This is a genomic window from Paludibacterium flexuosum (assembly GCF_037076605.1).
Lineage (GTDB): Bacteria > Pseudomonadota > Gammaproteobacteria > Burkholderiales > Chromobacteriaceae > Paludibacterium.
On the sequence record NZ_AP029060.1, the window covers coordinates 2470402 to 2486461 of the forward strand.

The following is a 16060-nucleotide window of genomic DNA, read 5'->3' on the forward strand; positions in this document are numbered from 1 at the left end:
TTGTGCATCGTCCCCATTCCGTGAAACCACGATAAAAAGGTTCGAAACAATGTTTGCCGCCGAGGTCTACCAACAACGCCGCAGTCGCCTGCTTGCCGATGCCAAACCGGGTCTGATGCTGTTTATCGGTAACGTGGATGCGCCGATGAATTATCTGCACAATCCTTATCCCTTTGTGCAGGACAGCACTTTCCGTTACCTGTTCGGCCTGAACGATGCCGGCCTGGCCGGGGTCATCGACAGCCGTGACGGCAGCTGTACGCTGTTCGGCAATGATGTCGATGTGGATGACATTGTCTGGACGGGTGAATTGCCGACCCTGGCGCAGCGTGCCGCCACGGTCGGCATCAGTGCCTCGCGTCCGTATGCCGAGCTGGAGCAGGTGCTGCGTGATGCCCTCCTTAACGGTGTGACCGTGCATTACCTGACCCCCTATCGTGGCGAGACCATTCTGGAGCTGGCCCGTCTGCTCGGTCGCACCGCCGATGCCGTCAAGCGTGGCGCCTCGGCGGAGCTGGCTCTGAGCATCGTCGCGCTGCGCGAGGTGAAGGGCCCGGAAGAAATCGCCGAAATCGAGCGTGCACTGACGGTGACCCGTGAAATGCACATTACCGCCATGAAGGCCGCGCGTCCGGGGGTGGTGGAATATCAGGTGGTCGGCGCCATGGAGGGCATTATGCGCAGCCGTGACTGGCAGCTGGCTTATCCGGTGATTTTCTCGCGTCGTGGCGAAGTGCTGCACAACCATCGTCATGATCAGGTACTGGAAGCCGGTGACCTGGTGGTCAATGACACCGGCGCCAGTGCCGATTCCGGCTACGCCAGCGACATCACCCGTACCATTCCGGTGGGCGGCAAATTCAGTGAGCGTCAGCGCGCGCTGTATGAAACCGTGCTGGCCATGCAACTGGATGCGATTGCGGCCATGCGTCCGGGCGTCAAATACTTCGACGTACACAAGCTGGCCGCGCGGACCATGGTCGAGCGCATGAAGCAGATGGGCTTCTTCAACGGGCCGGCCGAGAAGGTGGTGGATTCCGGTGCCTATGCCATCGCTTTCCCGCACGGTCTGGGCCACCAGATCGGCATGGACGTGCATGATATGGAAAATCTGGGTGAGACCCTGGTCGGCTACGATGCAGGCCAGCAACGCAGCGAGTTGTTTGGTCTGGGCTATCTGCGCATGGGCAAGGCGCTGCGTGCCGGCATGGTGATTACCGTGGAGCCGGGTATCTATTTCATCCCGGCGCTGATCGATGCCTGGCAGCGCGAAGGCAAGTTTGCCGATCTGATCAACTACGATAAATTCAATGAGTTCCGCGATTTCGGCGGTATCCGCATTGAAGACAACGTGCTGGTGACCGAGACCGGCAGCCGTGTGCTGGGTGAGCCGATTCCGAAGACGGTGGCGGAAGTGGAAGCCGTGATGCAGGGCTGACCGGCCTGACGCAGAAAAAGCGTCCATCTGCGAAGATGGACGCTTTTTTTATGGCCGTGATGGTTTCACGTGGAACGTCACCGGGAAACCGGTAACGGCAGTTTGACGGTCACGCGGAACCCCCCTTGCGGCAAATGGGAGAACAGCAGTTCGCCGTGATGTTGTTTGACGATCCGCGACACAATGGCCAGGCCCAGTCCGCTGCCGCCATCGGTGCCGCGATGGGCGGCCAGACGCTCGAAGGGAGCCAGTGCCGCCTGCTGCAGTTCGACCGGAATGCCTTCTCCCTGATCAATCACGCTCAGCATGGCATGACTGAGGTCACGTTCGACCCGCACCTCGATGGGTGTTTTACCGTAACGGCGGGCATTGTCGATCAGATTACTGAGCAGGCGTTCCAGCGCCAGCGGGTCAGCAATGATCTCCGGCTCGGCGGAGACGGACAGGTGAAGGGCCAGTTGCTCGCGACGGAATCGTGCGACAACACTGCTGGCCAGTTCGGCCAGCGCGACCGGTTCGCTGCGCAGATTTTCTTCGCTTCGGGCAAAGTCGATGAACTGGCGCACGATGCCGGACATTTCATCGATATCGCTCAGCATGCCGCTGGCGTCAGCCGAGTCCCCCTGCAATTCGACCATCAGCTTGAGCCGGGTGAGTGGCGTGCGCAGATCATGGGACAGGCCGGCCAGCATCAGGCGGCGCTCAGAAGCGGCCGCTTCCAGGGAACGCGCCATGCCATTGAAGCCCTGACTCAGCGCCTGGATCTCGCTGGAGCCGATGTTTTCGTTCAGGGGCTCGGGAATGCGCCCACGCGCCAGTTCACGCGAGGCTTTGACCGCCTGACTGATTGGCATGGTGGTTCGCCAGGCAATGGCTGAGGCCACCAGAATGGCACACAGCGAGGCCAGCAGGGCTGCCAGGGACATGGAGCCAATGACGTTGTCGCGGAAGCGACCCATCGGCACCACCAGCCAATAGGGCTGACCAAGCACATGCACCGAGATCCACAGTTGCCGGCGATCCTGCAGCTTGCGCAGTTTTACCGTCAGCGGATAGCCGACCTCCTTGCCCAAACGTTCCGCCAGGATGATTTCGAAATCATTGAGGCGGGTGGTGAAGACCAGTCCCTTGTCGGCATCGGGAGGTTGCAGCTGTGTCAGCCAGGGGCGATTGTATTCCGCCAGATAGGCTGCGCGTTTGGCTGGTGGCACGGTATCCAGCCGACCTTCCAGATCGGCCAGGGTATCGACGACCTGACTGTAGAATTGCTTGGCGATCAATTCTCGCCGCTCAGTGACCACGATCCACCAGGTGATCAGCTGGGTTGCCACGACGGTCAGAATGACCAGCAGGGCCAGACGCAGGAACAGGGAGCCGCCGATTCTGCGCAGCATCATTCTCTCGACTGACCGTCCGGAACAAAGACGTAGCCGTAGCCCCAGACCGTCTGGATATAGCGCGGGCCGGCAGTCTCGCTGTCGAGTGCCTTGCGCAGGCGCGAGATGTGCACATCAATGCTGCGATCCAGCGACTCGCCATTGCCTTTGCCCAGCGCCATCTCCATCAGTTGCTCGCGGGTCAGCGGGCGGCGCGGATGGGTGGCCAGGACGGACAGGACGGCAAATTCGGCGCTGGTGAGCGAGACCGGACGATCGTTTTGCCGCAGTTCCCGTTGTCCCAGGTTGAGGGAAAACTCACCGAAGGTGATCTGGGCATTCTCGTCGTGGCTGGCGGTCAGCGCCGGCGTGGCCAGATGGCGACGCAGTACCGACTGAATCCGCGCGGTCAGTTCACGCGGGTTGAATGGCTTGGGCAGATAGTCATCGGCCCCCATTTCCAGGCCGAGAATGCGATCGATGTCCTCGCCACGCGCTGTCAGCATGATGACCGGAATCATCTCGCCCTGGGCGCGCAGGCGGCGCACCAGTGCCAGACCATCTTCGCCAGGCATCATGACGTCGAGCACCAGCAGGTCTGGCCGGTTTCGTGCCAGTTTGCGGTCGATGTCCCGGGCATCTGCCAGCGTATCCACGGCGTAACCTTGCTGATCCAGATAGCGCGTCAGCAAGTCCCTGAGTTTGGCGTCGTCATCGACGACCAGAATTTTGCTTTTTTCCATGATGGTCAGAATAGCTGGAATTAATCGGACCGGGACGAACCGGTATGTTCAAGTGTTAACGTAAGGCAAGGGTACATAAATGTTAATGGAATAGCCATGGATGCTAACGGATGAAACATGAGCGGCGGTTAAATTGAGAGGGTGGATCTGGCCAGCTGCTTCAGATCGAAAGACAAGGGTACAATATCGGCATGATGACAAAGGAATCGACACGTTGGTGCGCTGTACTGCTGCTGGGGCTGATGACCCAGGCGCAGGCTGCGTCGAGCGCGCCTGCTCCTGGCAGTCAATGTGCCACCCAGGATCCCCAGCCGGTGTGCGTCTTGCCCAAGCCTCCCTCCGATGAGCTGGCCTTGCGCGCCTTGCGCTTGCAGGAGGCAGTCAACAACGGCGATCTCTCACCGCAGGAAGCGCAGAAAATCCTGCAGGGCAAGCCTTTCCCCCCCAGGCCGCCGCACGGTCCTGGCAGCAGCGCGCCGGGCGCGAGAAACGCCGCAGCGCAGCATCATGACCGTTTCTGGCGCGACGAGCGCCGCCGCATTGCCCCCGCCGAACAGAACTGACAATCCTTCGCGTCTTTTAAGCTGCTCAGGGCAGCAGGATGAGCGAGCCGCTGGTCTGGCGGCTCTCCAGCTCGCGGTGTGCCCGTGCCGCCTCTGCCAGTGGGTAGCGGTGTGACGGGCTGACCTTGATGGCGCCGGACAGGATCCGCTCGAACAAGGCATTGGCCGAGGTTTCCAGTTCCGCCCGGGTACTGATGTAGTCTCCCAGACGGGGGCGGGTGAGGAACAGGGAGCCTTTCTGCGACAGCAGCAGCGGCGAGAACGGTGCAACCGGCCCCGAGGCATTGCCGAAGCTGACCAGCATGCCGCGCCGGGCCAGACAAGCGAGCGATGCTTCGAAGGTATCCTTGCCGACCGAGTCATACACGACCGGCACACCCTTGCCGTCGGTCAGCGCCATGACGCGTGCCACCACGTCTTCTTCACGGTATTGAATCACGTGCCGGCAGCCCAGCGCACGAGCCCGTTCAGCCTTTTCCGCCGAGCCGACGGTTCCGATCACATTGACGCCCAGCGAGTTCAGCCATTGCACGGCAATCTGGCCGACCCCGCCCGCCGCCGCATGCCACAGCACGGTCTGGCCGGCTTCCACGGCAAAGGTGCGGCGAATCAGGTATTCGACTGTCATGCCCTGCAACATGATGCAAGCGGCCACTTCATCGCTGATCCCGTCAGGCAGACGCACCAGATGCTGGGCATCGATCAGCCGCTGCTCGCTGTAGGCGCCCAGTGGGCCCCCGGCATAGGCGACGCGATCGCCGACCTGCAGATGGCTGATGCCCTGGCCAACGGCTTCGACAATGCCGGCTGCTTCTTGCCCCATGGCCGAAGGCAGGGGCTGGGGATAAAGTCCGGCCCGTTGATAGGTATCGATGAAATTGACGCCGATGGCGGTGTGTCGCAGGCGAACCTGGCCGGGAGCGGGGTCGCCGATCTCGATATTGACCAGTTGCAGGACCTCGGGTCCTCCCGTCTGTGCAAAGCGAATGGCTTGGGTCATTGCTCGGATTCTCCATGGTGGGCGAACTGTGCCAGTTGCGGCAGGCACGCCGGCCAGCGCTGCAAGCGATGGTCATCGCCATTGAACAATGTTTGACGACAGCCCTGAAAGCGCCGTGCCGCGTGTCGCCAGTCCAGCACTTCGTCAGCCGTGCCCAGCACCAGCCAGAAACGATCGCGGTCCGGATGGGTAATCTGGTGGTTGCGCAGCGCTGCCTGATCGGCATCATCCAGATAGTAGTGCTCTCCGGTGCCCGGGTGGATCTGGTCACGCGGCAGGTGGGCCAGATCGAGATGGGGTTCGATGGCCGGATTGATCAACACCGCCCGCCGGCTCATGGTTTGTGCCAGCCAGGCGGCGTAAAAACCGCCAAGCGAACTACCGATCAGCAGCGTGTCGTCCGGCAGGCTGGCCACAACCCTGGCCGCTTGCGGCAGGGCCAGGGCCGGGTGAACCGACAGGCTCGGGCAGTGAAAGCGGCTCGCCGGCTCGTGCCGGGCCAGCCAGTCGGCGGTTTCGCGCGCCTTGAGTGACTGCGGACCGGAGTTGAAGCCGTGCAGGTAGAGATAGTCGGTCATGATGCATCGGTCAGCGAAAGAGAGGATTTCTCATTCTATGCTGCTTATTACTGATAGGTATGCAAGATACTCTTGAATTTTCCCTGCTGGTGCAACCGGTCGATGGCGCGATTCAGTATCGCCAAATCGATGATTGATTTGGGGGAAACGGCACACATGGTCGGGGTGGAGGAAAACTGGAAGTCAGACAGGCGCAACAGGCGGGCGCTGTCGCGGTGTTCGCGCGCCCAGATACTGTATTCCAGCTCGGTGACGATGCCGGCATCGGCGACATGGCTCAATACGGCCTTGATCATCAGCTCCAGGCGGTCTTCGGCATCGCGGCTGGCCTTGCCGGTGGCCCAGGCAGATTCCAGTGCCGGGTAGCTGTAGCCGCGAATGGTGCTGATGCGCTTGCCGTTGAGGTCCTCGAACGAACGGATCGGTGCTTCGTTCACGGGCGAGATAATGCGCTCGACCTGAGGGTAGATTTCGCGTGTCCAGCCCAGTTGGCCGGCGTTGCCAAACCAGGCCGGATTGGCGTTGCAAATGATGTCGACGCTGCCGTTTTCCAGCGCCCACTCCACCCGCTTGCGTGAGATGACAATAAAGTGGGCCTTGCGATCGAGAGACTGCGCCAGTGCCTGGCCGATCTCCATGGCCAGGCCAGACTTGAGGTTGTTTTGCTGAATGACTGCCACCGGCGGACCATCAGAGTCGGCGACCCCGATGCGCAGCATTCCCTGTGCGTTCAGCGGCAGCGAGAGCAGGAGCCCGACCAGCAGGCCAAAGGCAATAGACATCTTGTTCATAAGGGCGGAAAACATTCGTCTAAGGTCGTCTCTGGAGCGTGCAAATGTGCATGCTATGATGGACGACTCGTTAAGTATTTTATCGTTGTAGACTAATCGCGGCTGAATTCCATGACAAATGAAAACTCGCATCCTATCTATGCCCAGCTGGCCCGCCGTATCCTGATTCTGGATGGTGGCATGGGCACCATGATCCAGCGCCATGCCCTGGGCGAAGCGGATTTTCGCGGGGAACGATTTGCGGACTGGCCGCTGGATGTCAAAGGTAATAACGACCTGTTGGTGCTGACCCGGCCGGATGTGATCGCCGGGGTGCATCAGGCCTATCTGGATGCCGGCGCCGACATTCTGGAAACCAATACGTTCAATGCCACCCGCATTGCCATGGCTGACTACGGGATGGAATCGCTGGTGTGGGAAATCAACCATGCTGCCGCCAGCCTGTGTCGCCAGCTGTGCGATGCGCAGACGGCGGCCAGCCCGGACAAGCCGCGTTTTGTGGCCGGCGTGCTCGGACCAACCAACCGGACGTGCTCGATCAGCCCCAAGGTCAGTGATCCGGGTTTCCGCAACGTGCACTTCGACGAGCTGGTCGAGGCGTATCTGGAGTCGATCGATGGTCTGGTGAAGGGCGGCGCCGATCTGCTGTTGATCGAAACCATTTTCGATACCCTGAACGCCAAGGCGGCAGTGTTTGCCGTGCAAAGCTATTTTGACCGGCACGGCATCACGCTGCCGGTAATGATCTCCGGCACCATCACCGATCAGTCGGGCCGTACCCTGACCGGCCAGACGGTCGAAGCTTTCTACAACAGTCTGGAACACGCCGGGGCGGTGTCGTTCGGCCTCAACTGTGCGCTCGGTCCGGACATGCTGCGCCAGTACCTGGAAGAGTTGTCCGGGCTGTGTACTTCCTATGTCTCGGTGCACCCTAATGCCGGCTTGCCCAATGCCTTCGGCGAGTATGACCTGACGCCGGCCATGATGGCCGAATCGATCCGCAGCTGGGCCGAAGAAGGGCTGATGAATATTGTCGGCGGCTGCTGTGGCACCACCCCGGAGCATATTGCCGCCATGGCCGCGGCAGTGCGCGACCTGCCGCCGCGCGCCTTGCCGGCGATTGAGCCCAAGTGCCGGCTGGCCGGTCTGGAGCCGCTGAATATCGGCGAGCGCGACCTGTTTGTGAATGTCGGAGAACGGACCAATGTCACCGGATCGCGCGCCTTCGCCAAGCTGATTCTCAACGACGATTACAACACCGCACTGGAAGTGGCCCGCCAGCAGGTGGAGAACGGCGCCCAGATCATCGACATCAATATGGACGAGGGCATGCTGGACGCCGAGGCGGCCATGGTGCGCTTTCTCAATCTGATTGCCGCCGAGCCGGATATCGCCCGGGTGCCGGTGATGATCGACTCTTCCAAATGGAGCGTGATCGAGGCCGGTCTGAAGTGCTTCCAGGGCAAGGGCATCGTCAATTCCATCTCGCTCAAGGAGGGCAAGGAAGCTTTCGTGCACCACGCCCGCCTGCTGCGTCGCTACGGCGCCGCCGTGGTGGTGATGGCCTTCGATGAGGCGGGCCAGGCCGATACCCTGCAGCGCAAGATCGATATCTGTCAGCGCAGCTATCGCGTACTGGTGGACGAGGTCGGCTTCCCGCCGCAGGACATCATTTTCGATCCAAATATCTTCGCTGTGGCGACCGGGATTGAGGAACACGCCCGCTATGGTCTGGATTTCATCGAGGCCACCGCCTGGATCCGTGCCCATCTGCCCCATGCCAAGGTGTCCGGCGGGGTGTCGAACGTGTCGTTTTCCTTCCGCGGCAACAACAAGGTGCGGGAAGCCATCCACGCCGTATTCCTGTATCACGCCATTCAGCGCGGCATGACCATGGGCATCGTCAATGCCGGTGCGCTGGAGGTGTATGAAGAAATCGATCCGCAACTGCGTCAGCGTATCGAAGACGTGATTCTGTGCCGCCCGCCGCAGGACGGTGGCGATGCAACAGAGCACCTGATCGCCCTGGCCGAAAGCTTCCGCGGCGAGGCCGCTGCCGGCAAGACCGAAGAACTCGCCTGGCGCAGCCTGCCGGTGGAAAAACGCATCGAACATGCGCTGATCAAGGGCATTACCACCCATATCGTGGAAGACACGGAGCTGCTGCGCCAGCACTACCCGCGGCCGATCAATGTGATCGAAGGTCCGCTGATGGATGGCATGAACGTGGTGGGCGACCTGTTTGGCGCCGGCAAGATGTTCCTGCCGCAGGTGGTCAAATCGGCGCGGGTAATGAAGCAGGCCGTGGCCTATCTCGAGCCGTTCATCGAGGAGGAAAAGCGCCTGAGCGGTGCCGCCGATGCCGGCGTCAAGGGCACCATCATCATGGCGACGGTCAAGGGCGATGTGCACGACATCGGCAAGAATATTGTCGGCGTGGTCCTGCGCTGCAATAACTACGAGGTGATCGACCTGGGGGTCATGGTGCCGGCACAGAAGATTCTGGATGCGGCCCGCGAACACAAGGCCGACATCATCGGCCTGTCCGGTCTGATCACGCCCTCGCTGGAAGAAATGAGCCATGTGGCCAAGGAAATGCAGCGCCAGGGCTTTACCGTGCCGCTGCTGATCGGCGGCGCCACCACCTCGCGTGTGCATACCGCGGTGAAGATCGCCCCGCATTACCAGGGCCCGGTGGTGTATGTGCCGGATGCCAGCCGTGCCGTCGGCGTCTGCTCCAATCTGCTGTCCGAGGACCTGGCGGCCGATTTCAAGCTGAAGGTGGCGGATGATTACCGCCTGGCGCGCGAGATTCACGCCGGTCGCGGCGCCGTGAAGCTGGCCTCGCTCGAGGAGGCGCGTGCCAATCGCCATCGCATCGACTGGTCCGCCTACCAGCCACCGAAACCGCAATGGCTGGGGGTGAAGCAGTTCCGCGATTATTCACTGGCCGAGCTGGCGCAGTACATCGACTGGACACCTTTCTTCCAGAGCTGGGAGCTGGCCGGACGTTATCCGGCCATCCTCGATGACGAGGTGGTGGGCGAATCGGCGCGTTCGCTGTGGCATGACGCGCAGCGCATGCTGCAGCAGATTGTCGACGAGCACTGGCTGCGGGCCAACGGGGTGATCGGTCTGTTCCCGGCGCAGTCGGTGAATCAGGAAGACATCCGCATTCTCGATCCGCAGGATGGCCATGAACGCATGACCTGGGTCGGTCTGCGCCAGCAGTTGCCCAAGGCGCGCAGCGAGGATGCCCGGGCCAACTGGGCGCTGGCCGATTTCATTGCCCCGGCCGACAGCGGGGTACAGGACTATATCGGCGCCTTTGCCGTGACGGCCGGCATCGGGATCGATCAACATGTCGCCCGCTTCGAGGCGGCCGGTGATGACTACTCGGCGATCATGCTCAAGGCGCTGGCAGACCGGCTGGCGGAAGCCTTTGCCGAACGTCTGCACCAGCGTGTGCGTACCGAGTTCTGGGGCTATGCCGCCGATGAGCAACTGGACAACGAGGCACTGATCCGGGAGTCCTACCGTGGCATCCGCCCGGCGCCCGGCTATCCGGCCTGCCCGGATCATTCGGTCAAGCCGGCGCTGTTTGCCCTGCTGGATGCGCCGGCCATCGGCATGTCGCTGACCGAAAACCACGCCATGCTGCCGACGGCGGCGGTGAGCGGTTTCTATTTCAGTCATCCGGACAGTCGCTACTTTGGCATCGGTAAGGTAGATCGCGATCAGGTGGCCAGTGTGGCCGAGCGCAAGGGGCAGCCGCTGGGGCAGGTTGAGCGTGACCTGGCATCCAATCTGGGCTACGAGGCCTGAGGCCGGGGGCCCGTCGCTTGCGTGCGGCGGGCGTTGTGCTTATTTCAGCCGGGTGACCGGGACCTGCACATTGGCTGCTGGGCCGGACAGCCACAGCACGCCATCCTGGATGGTGGCCGTCAGCTGCATGCTGCGCTCGCAGAGCGTGGCCAGTTCCTGCAGGGTGGCCGGTGAGACGCTCAGGACCTGCAGATTGTCGAAGCGGCCGTACTTGTTTTCGTTCTGCTGCCACCAGATGTCGGCAGCACGGCCACCATAGCTGTAGACCAGTACCTGATCGGCCCGGCCACAGGCCTTGCGCAGACGCTTTTCATCCGGTTCGCCCAGCTCGATCCACAGTTCGATTTCGTCGGAATAATTCTTCTGCCACAGATCCGGTTCTTCGTCGGTGCTGATGCCTTTGGTGAATCCCAGCGTTTCGCTGGCATGCAGGGCAAAGACCGCCAGGCGCAGCATCATGCGCTCGATGGTTTCCGACGGATGCTGGGCCAGGGTCAGGCCATGGCTGGCGTAGTAGCCGCGATCCATGTCAGCGATGCTGATTTCGGCTTTATAGATAGTGGACTTCAACGCCATGAGGCTCTTTCGGTGGGTCGAGAAGCGAGCAGTTTAGCTGTTTTGCCGGCCGATCTCTGTATCTGCATGTACGGATTCGGATAGCCGGAGGTTTTCTTGTCCGACAAATCCCGTTACACTTGCGCACCCCACAAAGAGCCAATTCTTTGTGCGTGGTCTCTTTTGCCTCATTTCACCCCGTCTGCCTGAATTGGTTTCGCACTGGTTGCGAAGGGCCGTCGCTGGAGTTTCATCACTTATGTCCGACAATCAATTTGCCGACCTCGGTCTGGCCGAACCTTTGCTGCGCGCTGTTGCCGATACGGGCTATACCAGCCCGACCCCGATCCAGCTGAAAGCCATTCCGCTGGTGTTGCAGGGCGGCGACCTGCTGGCAGCGGCCCAGACCGGTACCGGCAAAACTGCCGGCTTTACGCTGCCCCTGCTGCAGCGTCTGGCCGACAAGCCCTGCAAGCGCGCCGGCCATCCGCGCGCACTGGTGCTGACGCCGACCCGCGAGCTGGCCGCCCAGGTCGAAGAGGCCGTACGCATCTATGGCAAATATCTGCCGTTGCGCTCCATGGTGATGTTCGGCGGTGTCGGCTTCAATCCCCAGGCCGCCCAGCTGCGCAAGCCGGTCGACGTGCTGGTGGCCACCCCGGGCCGTCTGCTGGACCATGTGTCGCAAAAGACCCTGAGCCTGTCGGACATTGAAATCCTGGTGCTGGACGAAGCCGACCGCATGCTGGACATGGGCTTCATCCACGATATCCGCAAGGTACTGGCGCTGTTGCCGGCCAAGCGGCAGAACCTGCTGTTCTCGGCGACCTTCTCCGACGACATCAAGGCACTGGCTGACCGCCTGCTGGACAACCCGGGGCTGGTGGAGGTCGCGCGCCGCAATACCACCAGCGAGCAGGTGGCACAGCGGGTGCATCTGGTCGACCGCGACAAGAAGACCGAGCTGCTGACCCGTCTGATCAAGGACGGCAACTGGTTCCAGGTGCTGGTGTTTACCCGCACCAAGCATGGCGCCAATCGTCTGGCAGAAAAGCTGGAGAAGAGCGGCATTCCGGCCGCCGCCATTCACGGCAACAAGAGCCAGGGTGCGCGCACCCGTGCGCTTGCCGATTTCAAGAGCAATACCCTGCAGGTGCTGGTGGCGACCGATATCGCCGCGCGTGGTCTGGATATCGATCAGCTGCCGCATGTGGTGAATTTCGAGCTGCCGAATGTCCCGGAGGATTATGTACACCGCATCGGTCGTACCGGTCGCGCCGGCAATACCGGCGAAGCCGTCTCGCTGGTGTGCGTGGATGAATTCAAGTTCCTCAAGGATATCGAGAAGCTGATTCGTCAGCCGATCGAGCAGTTCACCATTCCGGGTTTCGAGGCGGATCTCACGGTCAAGCCGGAACCGATCCTGATGGGAGGCGCGAATCGCCAGGGGCGTGCTCCGCGCGGTCAGGGCGGGGCGCAGGGACGTGGTCAGGGCCATGCCCAGCCGCGTCAGGCCAAGGGCAATCCGGGGACCAATCCGGGGCAGCGCAAGCCCGGCCCCAGCAAGCCGCCGCGCAAGCCGGCGCCGCGTCAGGGCTGATTGTCGTGCACGCCGGTCAGTGTCTCGCGCGCCTGCTGCAGGATATTCTCGGACAGCGAGCGGTCACTGACGGCGCGTGCCAGCATCACCGCACCCAGCATCAGGCTGAGTGCGGCCTGCGGCGCCAGCCGGCAATCCGGCAAGTGCTGCAGATGTTGCAATAACTGTTCAATACCCAGCGTGAAAGCCTGCCGCGAGCGGGTATCGCGTCTGGCCATCTCGCCGGCCAGGGCTGCCGCCAGGCAGCCGGTTTCCGGATGTTCGACATGCTGGCGTGACAGATAGTCCTCTACCAGAGCACGGAATGGCTGCTGCGGATGCGACTGCTGCAACGCTTGCCAATGTTTCAGCTGGCTGGCGAAGGCATGCTCGCAGGTGGCGGCGACCAGTGCCTCCTTGTCGGCAAAGTGGGCGTAGAATCCACCATGTGTCATGCCAAGATCTGCCATCAGGTTGGCAATCCCGACACTGTTGAGTCCTTCCGATCGATATCTTCTGGCGGAAACCGACAGGATCCGCTGGCGGGTTTTCTTTTTATCTTCAGGGTGATAGCGCATGATGGTTGTCAAAAATTCCTTGTTTGTATGATCCCCATCATATAAATAAAGAGTTTTGATTTCAATCAGATAGCTTAATAAGGACAACCATGCTGCCGACAACATTCTGGCGGGTGCCGACTGCCCTGAGCTACCATTTTGTCTATGGAACTGATCAAATTCTTACAGCAGCAGGGACTGGGTTCCCGCAAGGTATGCCGCCAGTTGGTACGGGACGGGCGGGTCAGCCTGGATGGCCGCTGTGTGACCGATCCGGATCTGGCCCTGGATCCGGACGCCATCGGCCAGCTGTGCATCGATGATGAGGTGCGCGAGATCCTGCACTTTCCCCTGTACGTGTTGTTGAACAAACCGGGCGATGTCGAGGTGTCTCACCAGCCGCAACACTATCCGAGCGTGTTTTCCCTGTTGCCACCGTCGCTGCAGCAGGCCGGTCTGGCGGCGGTGGGGCGGCTGGATGCGGATACCACCGGGCTGTTGTTGCTGACAACAGACGGTCAGTTCGTGCACGCACTGACCTCGCCGCGCCGCCATGTGGCCAAACGCTATCGCGTTACGCTCAAGCACCCTCTGACAGATGAAATGCTGGACCGACTTAAAGCTGGCGTCATATTGAAAGACGATATTGAGCCGACCAGAGCCGATGCAGTGGAACCGCTGGATGCCCATACCTTGCTGCTGACGATTTCTGAAGGACGTTACCACCAGGTCAAGCGCATGGTGGCCGCCGCCGGCAATCGGGTCACGGCGCTGCACCGCGAAGCCATGGGGGCGCTGACCCTGGGTGAGCTGGCGGAAGGTAGCTGGCGTTATCTGACGGCGTCGGAACGGCAGGGCTTCGGCTTCTGACTTGTAATCCGCTGGCATGCCTACATTTACTGAGCCACGGCCATGGACTTCTTGCCATGGTTTTTCATGACTGGAAATGGATATGCAGCAGTTTGACGGAACGACCATTGTGTCTGTGCGCCGCGGGCGCCATGTAGCGCTGGGCGGCGATGGCCAGGTGACCCTGGGCAACATCGTGATCAAGGCGAGCGCTCGCAAAATTCGACGTCTGTATCATGACAAGGTGCTGGCAGGTTTCGCCGGGGGCACCGCCGATGCTTTCACGCTGTTCGAGCGCTTTGAGGCCAAGCTGGAAAAGCATCAGGGCCACCTGGTGCGTTCGGCGGTCGAACTGGCCAAGGACTGGCGCACGGATCGCATGCTGCGTCGCCTTGAGGCCATGCTGATTGTGGCGGATACCGAAAATACACTGATCATCACCGGCAATGGCGATGTGCTGGAGCCCGAGCAGGGCATTGCCGCCATCGGTTCCGGAGGCGCGTTTGCCCAGTCGGCCGCCCGTGCCCTGTTCGAGAATACCGAGCTGGACCCGCAGGTGATCGTCAAGAAATCGCTGGAGATTGCCGGCGACATCTGTATCTATACCAACCAGAATCACCTAATCGAAACGCTGGGCGCCGATTGACCGGCCTGCCCGGTCGTCAGCGTGGGAGAGGTCCATGACGCACATGACCCCGCAAGAAATCGTTCATGAATTGAACAAACACATTATCGGACAGGATGCTGCCAAGCGTGCTGTCGCCATCGCCCTGCGCAATCGCTGGCGTCGCCAGCAGGTTGACGAGGCGCTGCGCAATGAAATCACCCCGAAGAATATCCTGATGATCGGCCCGACCGGGGTCGGCAAGACCGAGATCGCCCGCCGACTGGCGCGTCTGGCCAATGCCCCCTTCATCAAGGTCGAGGCCACTAAGTTCACGGAGGTCGGCTATGTCGGCCGCGATGTCGACACCATCATCCGCGACCTGGTGGAGATCGCCATCAAGGATGCACGTGACGGCGCCATCAAGCGCAACCGCTACCGTGCAGAAGACGCTGCCGAAGAACGGATTCTGGATGTGCTGCTGCCGCGACCGCGGCAAAGCACCGGCTTTTTTGCCGATGAGCCCGCCGCCAGTGAAAAGCCGGAAGAAAACGCCACCCGGCAGAAGTTCCGCAAGATGCTGCGCGAGGGCAGTCTGAACGACAAGGAAATCGAGATCGAAGTGGCCGACGCAGCGCCGCGGATGGAAATCATGACGCCACCCGGCATGGAAGATTTTTCCAGTCAGCTGCAAAGCATGTTCCAGGGTCTGGCCAGTGGTCGTACCAAGCCGCGCAAGATGAAGGTGGCCGAGGCGCTGAAGCTGGTGACCGACGAGGAAGCAGCCAAGCTGGTGAATGAGGAAGATCTGAAGCTGGAAGCGCTGCGTAATGTCGAGCAGAACGGTATCGTCTTTATTGATGAGATCGACAAGGTCGCCAGCCGCTCTGAAGGGCAGGGGGCCGATGTCTCGCGTGCCGGCGTTCAGCGCGACCTGCTACCACTGGTCGAAGGCACCACCGTCACCACCAAATACGGCATGGTCAAGACCGACCATATCCTGTTCATTGCCTCCGGTGCTTTCCATCTGGCAAAACCGTCGGATCTGATTCCGGAGCTGCAGGGGCGTTTCCCGATCCGCGTCGAGTTGACCTCCCTGTCGGTTGGCGACTTCCGCCAGATTCTGACCAATACCGATGCCTGCCTGACGCGTCAGTATGAAGCGCTGCTGGCCACCGAAGGCGTCGAGCTGGTCTTCAGTGAGTCCGGGATCGAACGCATGGCCGAGATTGCCTGGTCGGTGAACGAGAAGACCGAGAATATTGGTGCGCGTCGTCTATATACGGTGATCGAAAAGCTGCTGGAGGAAATCTCCTTTGATGCCCGTGCGGGGCGCTTCGAGATCGATGCCGCGTATGTGGACAGTAAGCTTGATGTACTGGCACAACGGGAAGATCTGGCGCGCTACGTTCTATAAATTGCCTTCGGAGGGCAATTTGTTAAAAAAACCGCCCATGTGGCGGTTTTTTTCATGCCGGACGGCGAGTTTCAATGGATGGCAGGCAGAATCGACGGCCATCCGGCCAGTGGTCTCAAATGGTAAATAGATGACATTATCGGATCAATCTTTTTAAAATCATGATGTTGGGTAAATAACTAGCC

At 60.9% G+C, this 16060-nt stretch carries 14 protein-coding genes; 7 read left to right on the forward strand and 7 right to left on the reverse strand.

Going from position 1 to position 16060, the window contains the following annotated elements:
• Positions 1–49 precede the first annotated feature (49 nt).
• Complete coding sequence (locus tag AACH39_RS11745; RefSeq protein WP_215779443.1) at positions 50–1438, forward strand: aminopeptidase P family protein; 1389 nt, start codon at positions 50–52, stop codon at positions 1436–1438.
• 77 nt (positions 1439–1515) lie between these two features.
• Here AACH39_RS11745 and AACH39_RS11750 read toward each other — a convergent pair whose 3' ends face one another.
• Both AACH39_RS11750 and ompR read right to left on the reverse strand, forming a co-directional pair.
• Entirely contained in the window at positions 1516–2835 is a 1320-nt protein-coding gene (locus AACH39_RS11750; RefSeq protein WP_252346124.1) for an ATP-binding protein, read from the reverse strand.
• Positions 2832–3557 (reverse strand): two-component system response regulator OmpR, encoded by a 726-nt coding sequence (ompR, locus tag AACH39_RS11755; RefSeq protein ID WP_215779441.1) that lies wholly within the window; start codon positions 3555–3557, stop codon positions 2832–2834. Before ompR ends, AACH39_RS11750 begins: the two co-directional genes overlap by 4 nt.
• A 191-nt stretch (positions 3558–3748) precedes the next feature.
• Here ompR and AACH39_RS11760 point away from each other — a divergent pair, with 191 nt between their 5' ends.
• Positions 3749–4120, forward strand: coding sequence for a hypothetical protein (locus AACH39_RS11760; RefSeq protein ID WP_215779428.1), 372 nt, complete (start codon positions 3749–3751; stop codon positions 4118–4120).
• Between the two features lie 25 nt (positions 4121–4145).
• Here AACH39_RS11760 and AACH39_RS11765 read toward each other — a convergent pair whose 3' ends face one another.
• From AACH39_RS11765 to AACH39_RS11775, 3 genes are read right to left on the reverse strand one after another with little or no spacing between them, the layout of a single operon-like run.
• Positions 4146–5120: a quinone oxidoreductase gene (locus tag AACH39_RS11765; protein ID WP_215779426.1), complete on the reverse strand. Its 975-nt coding sequence runs from the start codon at positions 5118–5120 to the stop codon at positions 4146–4148.
• Positions 5117–5698 (reverse strand): YqiA/YcfP family alpha/beta fold hydrolase, encoded by a 582-nt coding sequence (locus AACH39_RS11770; protein ID WP_215779423.1) that lies wholly within the window; start codon positions 5696–5698, stop codon positions 5117–5119. Before AACH39_RS11770 ends, AACH39_RS11765 begins: the two co-directional genes overlap by 4 nt.
• Before the next feature lie 47 nt (positions 5699–5745).
• Positions 5746–6480, reverse strand: a complete 735-nt coding sequence (locus AACH39_RS11775) for a transporter substrate-binding domain-containing protein (protein WP_252346123.1) — start codon at positions 6478–6480, stop codon at positions 5746–5748.
• Positions 6481–6600: 120 nt separating this feature from the next.
• Between AACH39_RS11775 and metH the strand changes: the two genes are divergently transcribed.
• Positions 6601–10314, forward strand: a complete 3714-nt coding sequence (metH, locus tag AACH39_RS11780; protein WP_338620079.1) for a methionine synthase — start codon at positions 6601–6603, stop codon at positions 10312–10314.
• A gap of 39 nt (positions 10315–10353) precedes the next feature.
• On the opposite strand, the gene AACH39_RS11785 is transcribed toward metH, so the two are convergent.
• On the reverse strand, positions 10354–10890 hold the full coding sequence (locus AACH39_RS11785; RefSeq protein WP_215779416.1) for a YaeQ family protein: 537 nt from the start codon (positions 10888–10890) through the stop codon (positions 10354–10356).
• A 238-nt stretch (positions 10891–11128) separates the two neighbouring features.
• On the opposite strand from AACH39_RS11785, the gene AACH39_RS11790 reads away from it, so the two are divergent.
• A complete protein-coding gene (locus AACH39_RS11790) occupies positions 11129–12469 on the forward strand; it encodes a DEAD/DEAH box helicase (protein WP_215779414.1) in 1341 nt (446 codons plus the stop codon).
• On the opposite strand, the gene AACH39_RS11795 is transcribed toward AACH39_RS11790, so the two are convergent.
• Positions 12460–13026, reverse strand: coding sequence for a TetR/AcrR family transcriptional regulator (locus tag AACH39_RS11795; protein WP_338620083.1), 567 nt, complete (start codon positions 13024–13026; stop codon positions 12460–12462). The two genes, AACH39_RS11790 and AACH39_RS11795, sit on opposite strands and share 10 nt — an antisense overlap.
• A gap of 144 nt (positions 13027–13170) precedes the next feature.
• Here AACH39_RS11795 and AACH39_RS11800 point away from each other — a divergent pair, with 144 nt between their 5' ends.
• From AACH39_RS11800 to hslU, 3 genes are all read left to right on the forward strand, one after another.
• Positions 13171–13875 (forward strand): 16S rRNA pseudouridine(516) synthase, encoded by a 705-nt coding sequence (locus AACH39_RS11800; protein ID WP_215779409.1) that lies wholly within the window; start codon positions 13171–13173, stop codon positions 13873–13875.
• Positions 13876–13957: 82 nt separating this feature from the next.
• Positions 13958–14500 (forward strand): ATP-dependent protease subunit HslV, encoded by a 543-nt coding sequence (gene hslV, locus AACH39_RS11805; RefSeq protein ID WP_215779407.1) that lies wholly within the window; start codon positions 13958–13960, stop codon positions 14498–14500.
• A gap of 34 nt (positions 14501–14534) precedes the next feature.
• Positions 14535–15875, forward strand: a complete 1341-nt coding sequence (gene hslU / locus AACH39_RS11810) for an ATP-dependent protease ATPase subunit HslU (RefSeq protein WP_215779405.1) — start codon at positions 14535–14537, stop codon at positions 15873–15875.
• Positions 15876–16060: the final 185 nt, after the last annotated feature.